Source organism: Acidiluteibacter sp. (genome assembly GCF_055129545.1).
This window is the reverse complement of record NZ_JBSRUB010000027.1, coordinates 72,502-87,115: the sequence shown is the minus strand read 5'-3', so window position 1 is coordinate 87,115 and position 14,614 is coordinate 72,502. Positions and strand designations below refer to the sequence as shown.

The 14,614-nt window shown below is 36.5% G+C and carries 16 protein-coding genes; 10 read left to right on the top strand and 6 right to left on the bottom strand.

Going from position 1 to position 14,614, the window contains the following annotated elements; all coding sequences use genetic code 11:
* Window positions 1–9: 9 nt before the first annotated feature.
* From ACTB0X_RS14325 to ACTB0X_RS14285, 9 genes are all read left to right on the top strand, one after another.
* Window positions 10–1,461: a SusD/RagB family nutrient-binding outer membrane lipoprotein gene (locus tag ACTB0X_RS14325; protein ID WP_463025735.1), complete on the top strand. Its 1,452-nt coding sequence runs from the start codon at window positions 10–12 to the stop codon at window positions 1,459–1,461.
* Window positions 1,462–1,760: 299 nt separating this feature from the next.
* Complete coding sequence (locus tag ACTB0X_RS14320; RefSeq protein ID WP_463025734.1) at window positions 1,761–3,125, top strand: sodium:solute symporter; 1,365 nt, start codon at window positions 1,761–1,763, stop codon at window positions 3,123–3,125.
* Window positions 3,126–3,669: 544 nt separating this feature from the next.
* A complete protein-coding gene (locus tag ACTB0X_RS14315) occupies window positions 3,670–4,491 on the top strand; it encodes a metallophosphoesterase family protein (RefSeq protein WP_463025733.1) in 822 nt (273 codons plus the stop codon).
* Window positions 4,492–4,691: 200 nt separating this feature from the next.
* Entirely contained in the window at window positions 4,692–5,150 is a 459-nt protein-coding gene (locus ACTB0X_RS14310) for a hypothetical protein (RefSeq protein WP_463025732.1), read from the top strand.
* A gap of 6 nt (window positions 5,151–5,156) precedes the next feature.
* On the top strand, window positions 5,157–6,047 hold the full coding sequence (locus tag ACTB0X_RS14305; protein WP_463025731.1) for a tetratricopeptide repeat protein: 891 nt from the start codon (window positions 5,157–5,159) through the stop codon (window positions 6,045–6,047).
* Window positions 6,048–6,112: 65 nt separating this feature from the next.
* Window positions 6,113–6,406 (top strand): type II toxin-antitoxin system HigB family toxin, encoded by a 294-nt coding sequence (locus ACTB0X_RS14300; protein ID WP_463025730.1) that lies wholly within the window; start codon window positions 6,113–6,115, stop codon window positions 6,404–6,406.
* Between the two features lies 1 nt (window position 6,407).
* Window positions 6,408–6,764 carry a helix-turn-helix domain-containing protein gene (locus ACTB0X_RS14295; RefSeq protein ID WP_463025729.1) on the top strand — a complete coding sequence of 119 codons (357 nt, stop codon included), beginning with the start codon at window positions 6,408–6,410 and terminating at the stop codon, window positions 6,762–6,764.
* 4 nt (window positions 6,765–6,768) lie between these two features.
* On the top strand, window positions 6,769–6,978 hold the full coding sequence (locus ACTB0X_RS14290) for a DUF5808 domain-containing protein (protein WP_463025728.1): 210 nt from the start codon (window positions 6,769–6,771) through the stop codon (window positions 6,976–6,978).
* A gap of 272 nt (window positions 6,979–7,250) precedes the next feature.
* Window positions 7,251–7,571, top strand: coding sequence for a GIY-YIG nuclease family protein (locus ACTB0X_RS14285; protein WP_463025727.1), 321 nt, complete (start codon window positions 7,251–7,253; stop codon window positions 7,569–7,571).
* 130 nt (window positions 7,572–7,701) lie between these two features.
* On the opposite strand, the gene ACTB0X_RS14280 is transcribed toward ACTB0X_RS14285, so the two are convergent.
* The 3 genes from ACTB0X_RS14280 to ACTB0X_RS14270 all read right to left on the bottom strand — a co-directional run bounded on the left by ACTB0X_RS14280 (window position 7,702) and on the right by ACTB0X_RS14270 (window position 11,239).
* On the bottom strand, window positions 7,702–7,836 hold the full coding sequence (locus ACTB0X_RS14280; RefSeq protein WP_463025726.1) for a hypothetical protein: 135 nt from the start codon (window positions 7,834–7,836) through the stop codon (window positions 7,702–7,704).
* 3 nt (window positions 7,837–7,839) lie between these two features.
* Window positions 7,840–10,296, bottom strand: coding sequence for a PIG-L family deacetylase (locus ACTB0X_RS14275; RefSeq protein ID WP_463025725.1), 2,457 nt, complete (start codon window positions 10,294–10,296; stop codon window positions 7,840–7,842).
* Between the two features lie 76 nt (window positions 10,297–10,372).
* Window positions 10,373–11,239, bottom strand: a complete 867-nt coding sequence (locus tag ACTB0X_RS14270; RefSeq protein ID WP_463025724.1) for an alpha/beta fold hydrolase — start codon at window positions 11,237–11,239, stop codon at window positions 10,373–10,375.
* 99 nt (window positions 11,240–11,338) lie between these two features.
* Between ACTB0X_RS14270 and kdsA the strand changes: the two genes are divergently transcribed.
* Window positions 11,339–12,151: a 3-deoxy-8-phosphooctulonate synthase gene (gene kdsA, locus ACTB0X_RS14265; RefSeq protein WP_463025723.1), complete on the top strand. Its 813-nt coding sequence runs from the start codon at window positions 11,339–11,341 to the stop codon at window positions 12,149–12,151.
* Window positions 12,152–12,224: 73 nt separating this feature from the next.
* On the opposite strand, the gene ACTB0X_RS14260 is transcribed toward kdsA, so the two are convergent.
* From ACTB0X_RS14260 to ACTB0X_RS14250, 3 genes are all read right to left on the bottom strand, one after another.
* A complete protein-coding gene (locus tag ACTB0X_RS14260) occupies window positions 12,225–12,881 on the bottom strand; it encodes a transposase (protein ID WP_463025722.1) in 657 nt (218 codons plus the stop codon).
* An 85-nt stretch (window positions 12,882–12,966) separates the two neighbouring features.
* A complete protein-coding gene (locus ACTB0X_RS14255) occupies window positions 12,967–14,169 on the bottom strand; it encodes a TonB family protein (RefSeq protein WP_463025721.1) in 1,203 nt (400 codons plus the stop codon).
* Window positions 14,166–14,528 (bottom strand): BlaI/MecI/CopY family transcriptional regulator, encoded by a 363-nt coding sequence (locus ACTB0X_RS14250; protein ID WP_463025720.1) that lies wholly within the window; start codon window positions 14,526–14,528, stop codon window positions 14,166–14,168. The genes ACTB0X_RS14255 and ACTB0X_RS14250 overlap by 4 nt, the downstream gene beginning before the upstream one ends.
* Between the last annotated feature and the right edge of the window lie 86 nt (window positions 14,529–14,614).

Here is a 14,614-nt window from a genome sequence, read left to right as displayed (position 1 = left end):
GCGAAAAATATGAAAAAGATAAACTATATAGTGGCAGCGTTTAGTATTTTGATGCTATCTGCTTGCACCAAAGATTTTGAAGATATCAATACCAATCCCAATGCGCCTATTGATGCGCAACCCAGTTTATTGCTGCGTCAAGTTATCTATAATTATGGCGAAGAAATGAGCTATGAAGGGTTTGTCGCAGGGAATTTATTGGGGCAGAATTTATCCATGATCGATTTCAATTTATTCGATCGACACAATTTAAGCTCCCCTCAATTGGGAGGAAATCCTTGGCCAGTGTTGTACACGAATCTGCGTGACAACCAAATCATCTTACAAAAATCTTCAGAAAGCAGTGCATTTAAAGTATATGAAGGACCAGCATTGATATTGAAAGCATATATGGGCGCTGCTTTGACAGATATTTACGGGGATGTTCCATTTTTTGAGGCACTGAATGGAAAGTCAGGAAATACGACTCCGAAATACGACAGCCAAGAAGCCATTTATACTGCCGATGGTGGAATTTTGGATTTGCTGGATCAAGGGATTGCAGCCATAGACAACTATTCTGGAGCAGCTCGTTTAGAGGGAGATATTTTATTTAGCGGGGATTTAGCTTCTTGGACGAAGTTTGCCAATTCTTTAAAGATAAAATTCTTGATGCGAATATCAGATCGAGTGAGTGTGAGTACAGAATTACAATCCATTTTTACTGCAGGAAATTACATTCAATTTAATGTAGAAAATGCGACCTATGATTTTACTTCAGGACCACCGAATAACTTTAGAATGGCCACTTTGCGGTCAGGAGATTTCAATCAATATGTGATGTCGTTGACGAGCGAAGAAATTTTAAAAGGATTTAACGATCCACGGATTGAAGTGCTATTTAGGCCACGCTCTGGTGATACTACTGGAACAACTCCTTATGTTGGGATTTTGAATGGACCAGATATTTCGAACACAATTTCAGTGGCGGATTATTCATTGCCAGGAACTATTTTTAGAGAAAATACAGGAGTGTTGGATGCCAACTTTATGACGGCTTGGGAAACCTCTTTTTTATTGGCAGAAGCTGCTCAAAAGGGATTAATTGGTGGGAATGCGCAAGCACTTTACGAAACTGGAGTTCGTCAAGCTTTTGAATATTGGAATACCGCTTTACCTGCTTCGTATTTGACGACTGATTCGGCTTCTTTCGGAGCTTTCGGAGCTGATCCATTGGAGCAAATCATCACTCAAAAGTGGATCGCCAATACCATCAATGGCTATGAAAACTGGATAGAATTTAGAAGAACAGGTTTTCCGAAATTAAAAACGGTTGCAGCTAGTTTGAACAGTGATTTGATTCCAGTACGAATGCCATATCCTGGAGGGGAACAAACCCTGAATAGCGCTAATTATAATACTGCGGCAGCTTCAACCAACGGAAATAGTGTCAACGTAAAAACATGGTGGGACGCCAATTAATAATGCATGTAATTAAAATGAATGTTGATATGGAAGTAGTCCCTTGAAATAGGTGTTTTAACGGGGAAATAAAGATTTTTAATGTTCTTTTGTCTTGAAACAAAATGAACCAAAAATTCAAGGCTTTGAAACCTCTCCTTCAAATTACTCTTTAAGCCTAAGAAGTTTAACGGATCTCCTCAATTCTTCGGAGCTAGTCAAACTCTCTAAGGCTTAAATTCGAAATTCTTGAAGATTTTTCAAGGCCGTTACTTCCCAAAAAAAATAAAAACAGTATTTTAAATAATTCAATTTATTGAATGAGTGATCTCTTAATTTATCAATGGATCTTGGTCATTTTATTTGGCTTGATCCTATTCTTTATTTCTCCATTGGCGAAGAGCAAGGAAATCTTTTTTCGTGCTTCTTCGGCCAATGGAAAACTGCCTGGCTTTTGGTTATTGACTTCTAGTTTGGTCATTTCTTGGATTTTTGCCAAGTCCATTACCAATGCTGCCAATTTAGGGTTGGAGTTTGGAATGGTCGGCGGAGTCGCTTATGCCACCTATTATTTGTCTTTTTTGGTGGCAGGATTTGTCATCTATTTCATGCGAGTAAATGGCGGGTTTGAAAGCATCCATCAGTTTCTACGCAGTCGATTTGGGAGCAATGCGATTCGTTTATTTTCATTACTCATTGCCTTTAGGATGTTCAACGAAGTATGGTCGAATACCATGGTGATCGGAACTTATTTTGGCGACAAAGGAACTACGGTTTATTTCGCAGCGATTATCGTTTTTACCTTATTGACATTGGCATACGCACTAAAAGGAGGGTTGCGAAGTTCGCTGATTACAGACATGGTTCAAATGATTCTTTTCGGATTGTTATTATTTGTGATTTTAGGCATTTTGTTGCCGAGTTCTGAAGCTACCGTTACCGAAACAGTTGGTACAGGCGAATGGACGTTAGCAGGCGGAGTCGATTTGTTAATGGTGGCTTTGCTGCAAGTATTTAGTTATCCTTTTCACGATCCTGTGATGACGGATCGTGCGTTTATTGCCACTCCTAAAGTGGCTTTGAAAAGTTTTATTGCCGCCACATTTATTGGTGGGATTTGCATCATTTTATTTTCATGGATTGGGATCTATGCGCAAGAAAATGGACTCGAAGGACAAGCAGCCGTTGAAGTGAGTAAAACCTTTGGAGTCGGAATGATGCTGTTGATGAATTTCATCATGATTACTTCCGCTTCTTCAACGTTGGATTCTGCTTTTGCCTCTTTTTCGAAGCTAATTGCAGTGGATTTGAACTTTGGAAAAACCATCAATATCAGTTTAAGTAAAGGGCGTTTGGCCATGATTGGTTTAACTATTCTGGGAACTATTCCCATCTTTTTAGGCCCAGAGATTTTATCAGCAACCACCATATCTGGAACCATGGTAATAGGGCTCGCACCAGTTTTTATTTTGTGGAAAGTTAAAGCTTCAAAGCTTTCATTCTTTCTTTCTGTCCTTGGCGGAATTGTAATCGGAACCTTGTTCGCTTTTGATTTATTCCCAAATAATCTAGCGATCGGAAGTGGTAAATATGCTGTTCTTTTAGGAGCTAATTTATGGGGGAGTTTGATTTGTTTGGGACTATATTTGTTACCCATTCTATTTTCAAAAAAGAATAGTAAGTAGTGTTAATGCCTATGTTATAATTATCAATTATTTAACTGAGTGATTGTTTTCCGAATACTTAAATTCATTGTTGTCCGGTTAAAATTTAGAATTGAAAACAAATGCTAATTTTGATGTTGTCCCTTGAATTTTTGTTTTTGGAAAATAAAATGAATCCTTAGAGAAACCGGGAAGCTCCAATCTGTGATTGGAGATCACCCGGCTGAACTTAGGATTTATAAAATTTGTAGGAAATAAAAATTCAAAGGACGAGCTTTTTTTGTTTCGTTTTTTTGGCGGACAAAAAAATGAAAAATGTAAATCAAAAAAAGTAAGCCCTATTTAACATTAATAAAATGGATTTTTTATTTTTTGTAGGAGAACAGTGATTTAAATTTTAGTTTAGAATTTTCATTTATTTTTCTAAAGGCTGAGCTTTTTGTTTTACTTTTTGCTTGATTATTGAGCTTTTGTCGAAATACACCAAAAAGTAAAGTAGAAACAGAAAAACACTAAAGTCAATTAGAATATAAAAAAATGTTACCAATTCTATTTTCAAAAAAGCATGAGTAAAACCCAATCCATTTCAATTTCAGGAAACGCTATTTTAGTGTTCGGAGGAGTGTATAGCAACTTGCAAGCACTTGAATCGATGAAAGAAATCGCTTTATCAAAAGGATTTACTCCTGATCGGACTATTTGCAACGGCGACATTGTGGGTTATTGTGCCCAGCCAGAGGAATGCTTGAATTTTATCAAAGATTGGGGAATCTATACCATTACAGGAAATGTAGAACAGCAGCTGAGAGAAGGACAGGAAGATTGTGGTTGTGATTTTGAAGACGGAACCCGATGCGATATTTTTTCAAGACAGTGGTATCCTTATGCTCAGCAGAATGTCAGCACTGAATCGATAGCTTGGTTAAAGCAAATGCCCGACTTTTTAGAATTTGATTTTTCGGGTAAAAAAGTAGCAGTTGTGCACGGTTCAAAAAGTAATGTTTCTCAGTTCGTATTTAAATCTACACCTTGGGAAGTGAAGCAAAAAGAATTTGAATTGACAGATGCAGATGTGATTATTGGCGGACATTGTGGATTGCCTTTCAAAGATGAAAAGGACGGAAAGTTGTGGATTAACCCAGGCGTAATCGGAATGCCTGCAAATGATGGTCAAACTGATGTATGGTATGCCATTTTATCCTCAGAAGAAGAGGAGTTAAAAGTTGAACATCTTCATTTCTCTTACGAGCATGTATTAGCGAATCAATTAATGACCGAAAAAGGATTACCTGCTTCTTATGCCAAAACATTGTTGACAGGAATATGGGACAATTGTGATATTTTACCTGAAGTGGAGACGAAAGCGCAAGGGAAAGTTATAATGTAACAATTTACTAATGAAGTAATTTATCAATAAGAAAATTTAGCAATGGGTTTTTGTGAGATTGTTAATTAGAATCAATATTGTCTTAGTGCCCTTTGTGAAAATCTTTGTAAACTTTGCGGTTAAATTATGGTTTAACCTTCATTCACAATAAGTTTTAAATTAGTTGGTTTTATTTGTTTCCAAATTAATCAAGCTAGTTCATGAAACAATTGTTATTCATTTCCTTTTTATCCCTACTCTGTTTTCAAAATAAGGCAAAAGCACAAGACCAATTTAAGCTGTGCGATAGCGTAAAAACAATGCCGTATTATCACCCTGACATCACCAATAAACTTAATTTTTACGACATTAAAAAGCATTTCAGGGCTGGTTATCCAGAAGAGAGATTCAAAAAGTTGGCAGTTAATTCAGGATTGATTACTATTCAATTTAAGATCAATTGCAAAGGCGAAGTTGGCGATTATCGATTGCAGCAGTGTGATTTGAATTATAAATTAACAGAGATGGATGCCTCCATTACTGATTATTTTATGAAGAAAACCAAAGAGTTAAAAGATTGGAATTTAGGAAAGGATGAAGCAGGTTTGATTGTCAACAGTCATAAATTTTATTCGTTTAGAATAGTCAAAGGAGTACTCACTGAAATCTTACCTAAATAAACGGCCATGAGAAATTCAATACTAATTACAGCCTTATTAATGAGTTTGATTTTTGGTTGTAAAAGTCAAGAGGTAAAAGATACTGAAATCCTAAGTCAAGAAACAAAAGACTACTTGGATACAATACTTTCTTATGTCGATAGTTTTCCAAGAAACGATGGTTCTGCACTCGCCAATTTAGGATATCGTGCTATTTATTATGGAAGGAATGAAGTGGGAAATGAATTGATTCAATTTGGGATTTCTAAAATGGATTCCATTACCGGAGATCAGTTAAGAGGGCTTTCAGTTCAGAATACTAAAAACGGTAACTATCGACAAGCGATAGAACTATTGGAAGAAGCCATGAAATTAGACCCTGAAACGGTCTCTCGATATTACGGGTGGTTGCTGCTATATTACTACCGAGATTATGAAAAAGCGTTAGAAATTCTTGAACTACATGACGCGTATACGCCCGATTTTGATGATGCCCCGATGGGAGAAGACATTCACTATTTGAAAGGGTTAGCGCATTTTCAATTGCAACAGTATGAGAAGGCGTTGGCAGAGTTCAATCTTTACATTTCTAATTTAGGAAGTACGCATGGAGAAGACTTTGTAGATGTTTACACTTTCGTGCAAAAGGGGAGGTGTTTAGCGCATCTTAACCAAAATGATGAAGCAATTATGGCTTATGACAAAGCTATATACTATGCTGCTTCGTGTACGGAAGCATTTTATTTTAAAGGTGTTCTTCTAGCCGAAATGGGAGAAAAAAGTAGCGCTTGCAATCACTTGATAAAAGCCAAAGAACTTATGGCAAAAGGCAGTAAAAGTTCCGATAATTATGTGGAGTATTTTCATGAAATCTACTGGCAAGATATTGACGAAGCGATAAAGACGTATTGTGAGTAGAGGGAGTTGTTTAATGAATTCCCAATTCGGTAACTTTTATTATATTTGTAGTAAATTAATTTCACGTGAGGATAATTTCCAAGAAAATTCTGAGAGAATTCTGGCTAAAACATGCTGATAGTGAACAACAATTAAAAGCATGGTTTAGGGAAACTAAAAAAGCAGAATGGAAGAATATTAACGATTTGAAATATGAATATCCAACAGCTAGTATTTTAAAAGACAACAGAATTGTATTCAATATCAAAGGAAATAATTATCGCCTAATTGTGAAGTTCAATTTTGAGTTTCAAATATCTTGGATAAGATTTATTGGGACTCATGCAGAATATGACAAAATTAACGCCAACGAAATTTAAGATGAAAATTACACCAATTAGAAACGAACAGGATTATCAAGAGGCATTGGAGCGATTAGAGGTTATTTTTGATTCTAAGAAAGGTTCAGATGAGGGAGATGAATTAGAAATTTTATCAATCTTAATCGACAAATATGAAAACGAGACTTATCCAATTGATCTTCCAGATCCAATAGAGGCTATAAAATTTAGAATGGAACAAATGGGAATGAAGCAAAAGGATTTAGCTGAAATTGTTGGTTTTAAAAGCAGAGTTAGTGAAATTTTGAATAAAAAAAGAAAGCTAACGATAGATATGATTCGAAAGCTAAACACCACACTTCACATTCCAACAGATGTGTTAATTCAAGACTATTAGAGCTATGAGCAAAGACATCAAAAAAGAAATGCGAGAACGCACCCATCAAGATCCTAAAAATTGGAAAGGTCCATTTTATGTCAATGCATCAGACCCTAGATTGATGGTTCCAAAATATCAACCACTTATGGGTTGGACACTTAATTTTGGCAATAAGTATTTGTATTTATTGCTGGTTGCTGTTCTTGGGATTGTCGTTTTGTTTGGGGTGTGAGATTGAAAACTTAAGAATAATATTTCTGGCTTTTGGGGCCTTATTTGTCTAATACTTCAATTCGACGTGGCTCAGTATATACTTGGTAAAGCTCAGCCTAATAAATTAAGATAGACTTTTCGTTTGTTGAGAAAAATTGATTTTAGTTAAAACTTAAACTCTTAAATTAGTTTTATCAATTACACTAATGCCTTTGTCACCCAGAGCTTTTTGTCGAAGGGTAGGCAAAGGAGATTTTAAACAGATATTTTCGCTTAATACTAAATTCGCAAATGAGAAGAGAATTCAAGTTTTACGTTTATATTCTAAAATGTAGTGACGATTCTTTTTATGTGGGTCTAACAAATGACTTAGAATTAAGACTTGCTCAACATTCATCAGGAATTAATAGTGAGTCTTATACTGCGTCGAGGCTTCCAGTAGAGATGAAGTATTACTGCGAATTCAGGTATATTGATCAAGCCATAGCTTTTGAGAAGAAAATAAAAGGTTGGAGCAGGAAGAAAAAGCAGGCTTTAATTGAAGAGAATTGGGATGAAATTGTAAAACTATCAGCTTGTTATCATCCATATTTTAAAAAGAAAGGAGAATAGTGGAATTATTTGTCAATCCTTCGACAAAAAGCTCTGGATGACAAATAAAATGATCATTTGGTTTATTTTTTATTATTCGAGGGGTTATGCAAATGAATTGTTAAATAGATCCATTACCCCATTACTAGATTTAAGCATAGCTCAAAGTCATCCACGTAAAAAACGCAATCAATGCCAATTGGAAGCAAATAATAAACACATACAACTTATTCCAACTACTGAAAAATGGAGGGCCTTCTTCTAAAATCTCTGGTTGTTTTTCCATGGTTTACTTTTTTCCTAATCCAATAATATTCGACATCAAACGGTAAGCGCCAGGCACTGCTGCAGGCAACTGTCTGAAGAACGAGATTCCAGTATATACAAAATGACCTTCGCCATATTTCGCAACGATTAATCCACCTTCAAGTGCTTTCTCGTCAGGATCATTCCAAGATAGAATAGGAGTGAAGTGCTCGTCCCATTCATCTGCAAAATACAACCCTCTTTCTTGCACCCAACCGTCAAAATCGGCTTTGGTCAGTTTATTTGGAAAGTTAAGCACATCCGCCTTAGGATTGATAAAAGTTACTTCAGCTTCTTCTTTCGTCACACGCTCACGAGAAATTTGAAATTTATACGGCCCAATGTCTTCAGTAACCAAACCTCTATTGGTATTGTATTGCACGATTACATTTCCACCATTTTTCACATAATCATTCAAAAATAGATTGCCATTTTTCAACGATTCAGTGGTGTTGTAGGCTCTAATTCCAATAATTATCGCATCGTAAACCGATAAGTCGACCGCATTTAAATTATCAGCTTCGATCAGCTCCACAGTATATCCAACTTCTTTCAAATTGTTTGGTACTTCATCGCCACTTCCCATGATGTATCCGATTCGATTCCCCGCTCGCTTAAAGTCAACTTTTACCACTTTTGCAACCAAAGGATCAAAAAGCGTTTGGTATTCAATGTGGTTGTATTTAATCAATTGTTCGGATTTCATTTCTGAACCATCTGATAATTTGATTGAAAGATCGCCTACACTTCCACCTTTTGGAGGAGTAACGGTGAACTTAAAGACTTGCTTTTGTCCTTTCTCGGCAATGCTGTAATCAAATTGAAAAGCTGTTGTTTTCCAGCCTTCAGGAATCATTAAAGAGGCTTTTCCTGTGGCATTGTTTTCATGTGCTTTAATGATTAAGCTCACCTCTTTTGGTTGCTCATCGGCAAACAATAAAACACTGCTGCTGAATTCACCCGTCACGTTTGGGGTAACAATAAATCGTCGGTAGATTTCGCCTTCCACTCGGTCTGTCCATTTGTAAAGTAGGGGAGTGGAGTAAGTGAAGGTGGTTCCTTCAAAAGTCAATTGATAATCTAAATTTACTGCAGCAGGACTTTCAGGCAATCCAATCAATTCTTGCTGATCCACTCCAAAGACTCCAAAGTAAGGAGAAGTCAACCAATATGGCTGAGAAATTTCTGCAGGTGCATTAATGGTAAAATCCTTTTCGATCAATTGATTTTTAGGCAATTCAATTTCACCATCTATATTTGAAAAAGTGGCTTTGACAGCCGTGCCGTTTCTGTTGATCAACTGTGCAGAAACCTTCACGTCACTTCCTGCAGTTCCGCTAAAATCTGCGGCTAGTGCTTCTACAAAAACGCCTGAACATGTTTTGATGATGTACTGAATGTCTGCCAATTTCTGAGTGGCGTGAGGCGTTAGGTTTTTATTCGCTTTGATGGTATTGTACAATTTTACTAATCCAGCAATTGATTGCTGAGGTTGGTTGGGTTTGAAATTCGCAATAACGGCATCAATTTGAGCTTGAATCTGATCACCACCTTTAATGGATTTCCAAGAAGTATTTACGCCATCAAATAAATCGGTAGTCGCTTTTTCTCCTTCTAAATAATATAAATATTCTAAGTTCTCGCCCCGCTGCATCGCTGCTCCAAAACCTTGACTTCTATGCGAACTTCTACTTTTTGCGGCAATCTCTCCGTTGGATTCTCCCAATAATGGGCTATAACCACCGGCATCAACTACATAGTATTTGTCATCTTTTGCTGCTTCTTCTGCGATTCCTTTGTTCCACCAATTGGAAGCATTCCAGTACAAACGTTTTACTTGCCAAGTGTCTACCAACTTTAGTTGTTCTGGATAGGCATTTTCGTCGGCAGCTAATTTGAATGCTTCAATAGCAATCATAGCAGAAGCGGTGTGATGTCCGTGACCTGCTCTTTCGTCAGGTGGAAATCGAGTTACAATTACATCTGGTTTGAATTTTCTGATCACCCAAACGGCGTCCGCTAAAATTTTATCTTTTTCCCAAATTTCAAACGTTTCTTTGGCTGTTTTAGAATACCCAAAATCTACCGCACGACTAAAAAACTGCTCTCCACCGTCAATTTTTCGAGCTTCGATCAATTCTTGAGTTCTCAACAAACCCATGGCGGCACCTTTCTCGGTTCCTACTAAGTTTTGTCCACCATCGCCTCTAGTCAGTGATAAATAAGCAGTTCTAGCCAATTTTTCATTGTCCAACCAAGTGATCAAACGGGTGTTTTCATCATCAGGATGAGCAGCCAAATACAAGGCATTACCCAAAAAGTTCAGTTTTTTTAGTTCCAACTGAATTTTAGAGGAGGAGTAAGTATTGGATTGCGCAAAGCTGCTAAATCCAATTATAATCAATAAAGTAGAAAATGATACTAGGGAACGATAATTCATAATGGTTACAATTCTGATTGCTTAAAAAAGAATCGTAAAACTATTGAATTTAATCAAAAGGGAGCGTTAATCGATGTTAATTAGAAGCCTCCAATCGCTTGAAAAAGTCAATCGTCGCATTTACGACAACGGGCGCCCACAACATCTTGTAGTGCCCAGTATTTTCAACTTGCAAGACTTCTGCGCCTTCCCAGTTTTTGGCAATGGCCTCTGTATTGTTATAGGGAATTACTTGGTCGTTTTTATCGTGAATCAATAAGGCGTTTTTTATGCCGGATTTTTTGGCGTATTCATTCATCACTAAATCTTTAGCGTCGATGCCATAATAGATTTTAATGTAGTCAAATAAACGAGCTTCCTGCTCTTTATTCAATTGCATTATACTAGAAAATTCATGAAATATATCTTCAATTTTATTGGTTCCACTCAAAAGGGCAACAGCTTTTGGCTGAATGCCATATTCGACTGCACTATACAAAGCCACACTTGTCCCAAAGGAGTGAGCGATGATGATTTCAGCGTTCCCATAGGCTTGTACAATCCCATTAAATATTTTTGCGAATAACATCATATTCGAGGTTTTGCCGCTACTTTTTCCGTGAGCGGGGCCATCGAACGTAATGATTTTGTATCCCATTTGCGACAGCGAACTAACGAAAGCGCCCATGCTCCCACCATTTCCTTCCCATCCGTGAAGGAGGTAGGCAATTTTGTCACCTTGTCCCCATTCATAGATTTGAATGTCATAACCTTCTAATTGTATTTTTTTATGCAATGCTCCTTTGAGAACCACTGTTTCTCGCTGCCTTACTTTTTTTGTTTGGGGAGTGGAGAAAAGTCGGATTAAAAGTTTGTTTGAAAGGGATGGGGTTAATTTTCCTAGTGTACTGAAATAAAATCGCAGTACTTTTACAATAAATGGGAGTTTAGTTTTTGGTGCCATGCCGCAAAGTTATTCTATTTTTCAGCCTAAATGCAATGATTTTAGTATTAAAAAATTGTAAATCGAAAGGTGTACTTTTGCAGCATAAAATAGAACAAAATGATAGATTATTTAAAAAATATAAAACATACAAATAGCGGTAATTTCTTTTTGATGGCGGGACCTTGTGCCATAGAAGGAGAGGAAATGGCGATGAATATTGCTGAACGAATTTTTGAGATAACCAATCGATTGGAAATCCCGTTTATCTTCAAGGGATCTTACCGAAAAGCGAACCGTTCACGATTAGACAGTTTTACTGGAATTGGCGATGAAAAGGCGTTAAAAATTCTACAAAAAGTAGGGCAAAAGTTTGATGTGCCGGTGGTAACCGACATCCATGCCGCAGATGAAGCTACAATGGCTGCCCAATATGTAGATGTATTGCAAATTCCTGCTTTTTTATGTCGTCAAACGGATTTGTTGGTGGCTGCAGCAAAAACTGGGAAAGTGATTAACATCAAAAAAGGACAGTTTTTAGCTCCTGAATCGATGATTTTTGCAGTCAATAAGGTAAAAGAATCAGGAAACGATAAGGTGTGGATCACTGACCGAGGAACCATGTTTGGTTACCAAGACATGATTGTAGATTTTAGAGGTATTCCTACGATGCAAGCATTCGATGTCCCTGTGATTTTAGACATTACGCACAGTTTGCAGCAACCGAACCAAACGAGTGGAGTAACAGGAGGGAAGCCTGAATTGATTACGACCATAGCGAAAGCTGGAATCGCAGTTGGAGCAGATGGGTTGTTTTTAGAAACTCACCACAACCCAGCCGAAGCAAAATCTGATGGAGCGAATATGTTGCACTTGGATAATTTAGAAACGATGTTGGAGAAGCTGATCAAGATTAGAAAGGCGATTAGTTAAACCGTAGACGTAGACCTCCAAGGTTTTGAAAACCTTGGAGGTCTAGAGCGGGGCTTTAAAACCTTGGAGGTCTTTACTCATCTATATCTACAATCCCAGAGATAGCTTTTTCGTCTAAAGCGCGATGATTATGTACTGCTATAAAATTAGCCTCATCATCAAATAAATCTATAACGTCATCCTTACTTATTAGTGTCTCCTTACTTGATAATATGCTGTGATAAGATGAATGAGCGTATTCCTTGAAATCACCAACGATCCTATGGCTTTCAGGATTTAAATGAACATATACTATTACTTGAGTCAAATATTTGTTGGAGGAGATTTCTTTACGCTTAAAATTTTGAGAAAAGAGACTACCATTCCTTTTGTAGCGTTTATTTATCTCTTTGGAGTAAGCATTAAAGAGATTGCTAAATTGTTGAGAAATTAGCTTTTTGCTCATCTCACCTCCAAGATTTTGAAAGCCCTGAAGATCAGATTGAACATCTTTTTTAATTTTTAGTCGCTCAATTTTATCCTTGAAAAATTCAATCAGTTCTTCTTCCGATTTTATTTGTAAAACAAAATGAAAATGATTCTGGATAAGACAATAAGCGTGCACTTGGGCAATTGGACAAATATACTTTTGGAATAGGCTCAAAAAGTATCTATAGTTTTCTTCATCCTTAAATAACAATTCCTTATTGTTGGTTCTGTTATAGATATGATAAAACTTTTCTGCTTCCATTGGTTCAAATTAAGCTATTTATCCCAAACCTCCAAGGTTTGGAAAATCGTAGAGTTTTGAGTTTAACCCTTGGAGATCGTTCTAATCAAAGCGAAAAATTAATCGGCACATTGTATTGAACCTTTACCACTTTGCCATCTTGCATTCCCGGTTTTTCAAAATCAGGTAGCTTATTTATTACATCTAGCCCTGCTTGGTCTAATAGTGGATGGCTGCCTTTAATTACGGTAACGTTTTCAACTTGTCCTTCTAAACCAACAACGAAGCTTACAAAAACACGACCTTTTATTTTGTCTTTTTTCGCTTCAGCAGGATAAACTGTATTTTCAGCAATAAACTGCATCATTGCTTTTTGTCCTCCTGGAAATTCTGGCATCTGATCCACTACCATGTAAACTGAATCTGATTCTGCAGTAATAGAAGATGTTTCAACTGAAATAATTGAAGGAGGTGTAGCTTGTAAAGATTGGATCCCGATGAAGCCTATTGCAATGAATACCGAAAGTGCGCCAATAGCTTTAATCGAAAGAGATGGTTTGGTTTGTTCTTGAATTCTCATAATTCGTGATTTTAAGTTAGTATTTGCGTTAAAATGGTGCCCCAATGGAAGGCTTGAAATTTCAAATTTTTGTTTTAAAAGTAGCTCAATATATCCCTCTGGATCGTTGCAACTAATATGATCTGCCTCGTATTCGTGTTGCTCTTTTAATAGCAAAGGGAGTTTATATGCGAATGGGTTAAACCAACAGAATAGCAGAAACAATCGGCTAACTATTAAATCAATGGAGTGGTGTTTATGGACATGGACTAGCTCATGTTGGTAGGCAATGTTTTGATCTCGCTTGGTTAATAAATTCCCAATGTAGATGTTACTCAAAAAGCTAAATGCTTCTATTGTTCCTTCTAATTCATAAAACTGACCATTGAATACGCTTCTTTGCTGAATACGTTTGATATGGAAGAATGAGACGATCAATTTGATGAATCCGAATAGCAATCCGGCTGAGTAGAGTATGAGCCCCCATTTTTCAATTGACCAAATCGGAGCAGAACTATTTTCAATTTTAATCTCTGGTAAAAGAATTCCATATAATTGACTCGTGTCAACCTCAAAGGTTGCAATAGAAATTTCAATTAATGGCAATACAAGTGATAGAATAGGAGTGAACAGTAAATAAGCTCTATTAAAATGGAAGGGATTGTTCTTTTGAATGAGGATGCGATAACCTAACAAGAGTAGGATAACGTAACCATTTACAGAGAGGATGTAGCTAAAAAATGGACTCATTTCTTATTCTTTTTTAGATTGGTTAAAATTTCATCTAACTCATTGATATCAATTTCCTCTTTTTTGGCAAAAAAGGAAACTAAGTTTTCAAGGGAACCCTCAAAATAATTGGACAATAAACTTTTTGAAATAGTTGTTTTGTATTCCTCCCGACTAATTAAAGGGAAGTATTGGTGCGTTTTACCAAATGCTTCATAGCCAACAAATCCTTTTTTTTCTAGGATTCTAATGATCGTTGAAACAGTATTGTATGCAGGTTTCGGATCTTTAAACTCTGCTAAGACTTCTTTTACAAATGCTTTTTCTAAGCTCCAAAGCACTTGCATTACTTCTTCTTCTGCTTTTGTTAATTCCTTCATGAAACAAATATAACTAAAAGTTTAGTTATAAAACTAATTTGTTAGTTGAAAGTTTCTGAATTTATTCCAATCAGTTGGTTAGTAGG

What these genes read in the sequence shown, in the direction of transcription:
- ACTB0X_RS14325 (WP_463025735.1), top strand. Translation starts at nt 10, where the DNA reads ATGAAAAAGATAAACTATATAGTGGCAGCGTTTAGTATTTTGATGCTA.
- ACTB0X_RS14320 (WP_463025734.1), top strand. Translation starts at nt 1,761, where the DNA reads ATGAGTGATCTCTTAATTTATCAATGGATCTTGGTCATTTTATTTGGC.
- ACTB0X_RS14315 (WP_463025733.1), top strand. Translation starts at nt 3,670, where the DNA reads ATGAGTAAAACCCAATCCATTTCAATTTCAGGAAACGCTATTTTAGTG.
- ACTB0X_RS14310 (WP_463025732.1), top strand. Translation starts at nt 4,692, where the DNA reads ATGAAACAATTGTTATTCATTTCCTTTTTATCCCTACTCTGTTTTCAA.
- ACTB0X_RS14305 (WP_463025731.1), top strand. Translation starts at nt 5,157, where the DNA reads ATGAGAAATTCAATACTAATTACAGCCTTATTAATGAGTTTGATTTTT.
- ACTB0X_RS14295 (WP_463025729.1), top strand. Translation starts at nt 6,408, where the DNA reads ATGAAAATTACACCAATTAGAAACGAACAGGATTATCAAGAGGCATTG.
- ACTB0X_RS14290 (WP_463025728.1), top strand. Translation starts at nt 6,769, where the DNA reads ATGAGCAAAGACATCAAAAAAGAAATGCGAGAACGCACCCATCAAGAT.
- ACTB0X_RS14285 (WP_463025727.1), top strand. Translation starts at nt 7,251, where the DNA reads ATGAGAAGAGAATTCAAGTTTTACGTTTATATTCTAAAATGTAGTGAC.
- ACTB0X_RS14280 (WP_463025726.1), bottom strand. Translation starts at nt 7,836, where the DNA reads ATGGAAAAACAACCAGAGATTTTAGAAGAAGGCCCTCCATTTTTCAGT.
- ACTB0X_RS14275 (WP_463025725.1), bottom strand. Translation starts at nt 10,296, where the DNA reads ATGAATTATCGTTCCCTAGTATCATTTTCTACTTTATTGATTATAATT.
- ACTB0X_RS14270 (WP_463025724.1), bottom strand. Translation starts at nt 11,239, where the DNA reads ATGGCACCAAAAACTAAACTCCCATTTATTGTAAAAGTACTGCGATTT.
- kdsA (WP_463025723.1), top strand. Translation starts at nt 11,339, where the DNA reads ATGATAGATTATTTAAAAAATATAAAACATACAAATAGCGGTAATTTC.
- ACTB0X_RS14260 (WP_463025722.1), bottom strand. Translation starts at nt 12,881, where the DNA reads ATGGAAGCAGAAAAGTTTTATCATATCTATAACAGAACCAACAATAAG.
- ACTB0X_RS14255 (WP_463025721.1), bottom strand. Translation starts at nt 14,169, where the DNA reads ATGAGTCCATTTTTTAGCTACATCCTCTCTGTAAATGGTTACGTTATC.
- ACTB0X_RS14250 (WP_463025720.1), bottom strand. Translation starts at nt 14,528, where the DNA reads ATGAAGGAATTAACAAAAGCAGAAGAAGAAGTAATGCAAGTGCTTTGG.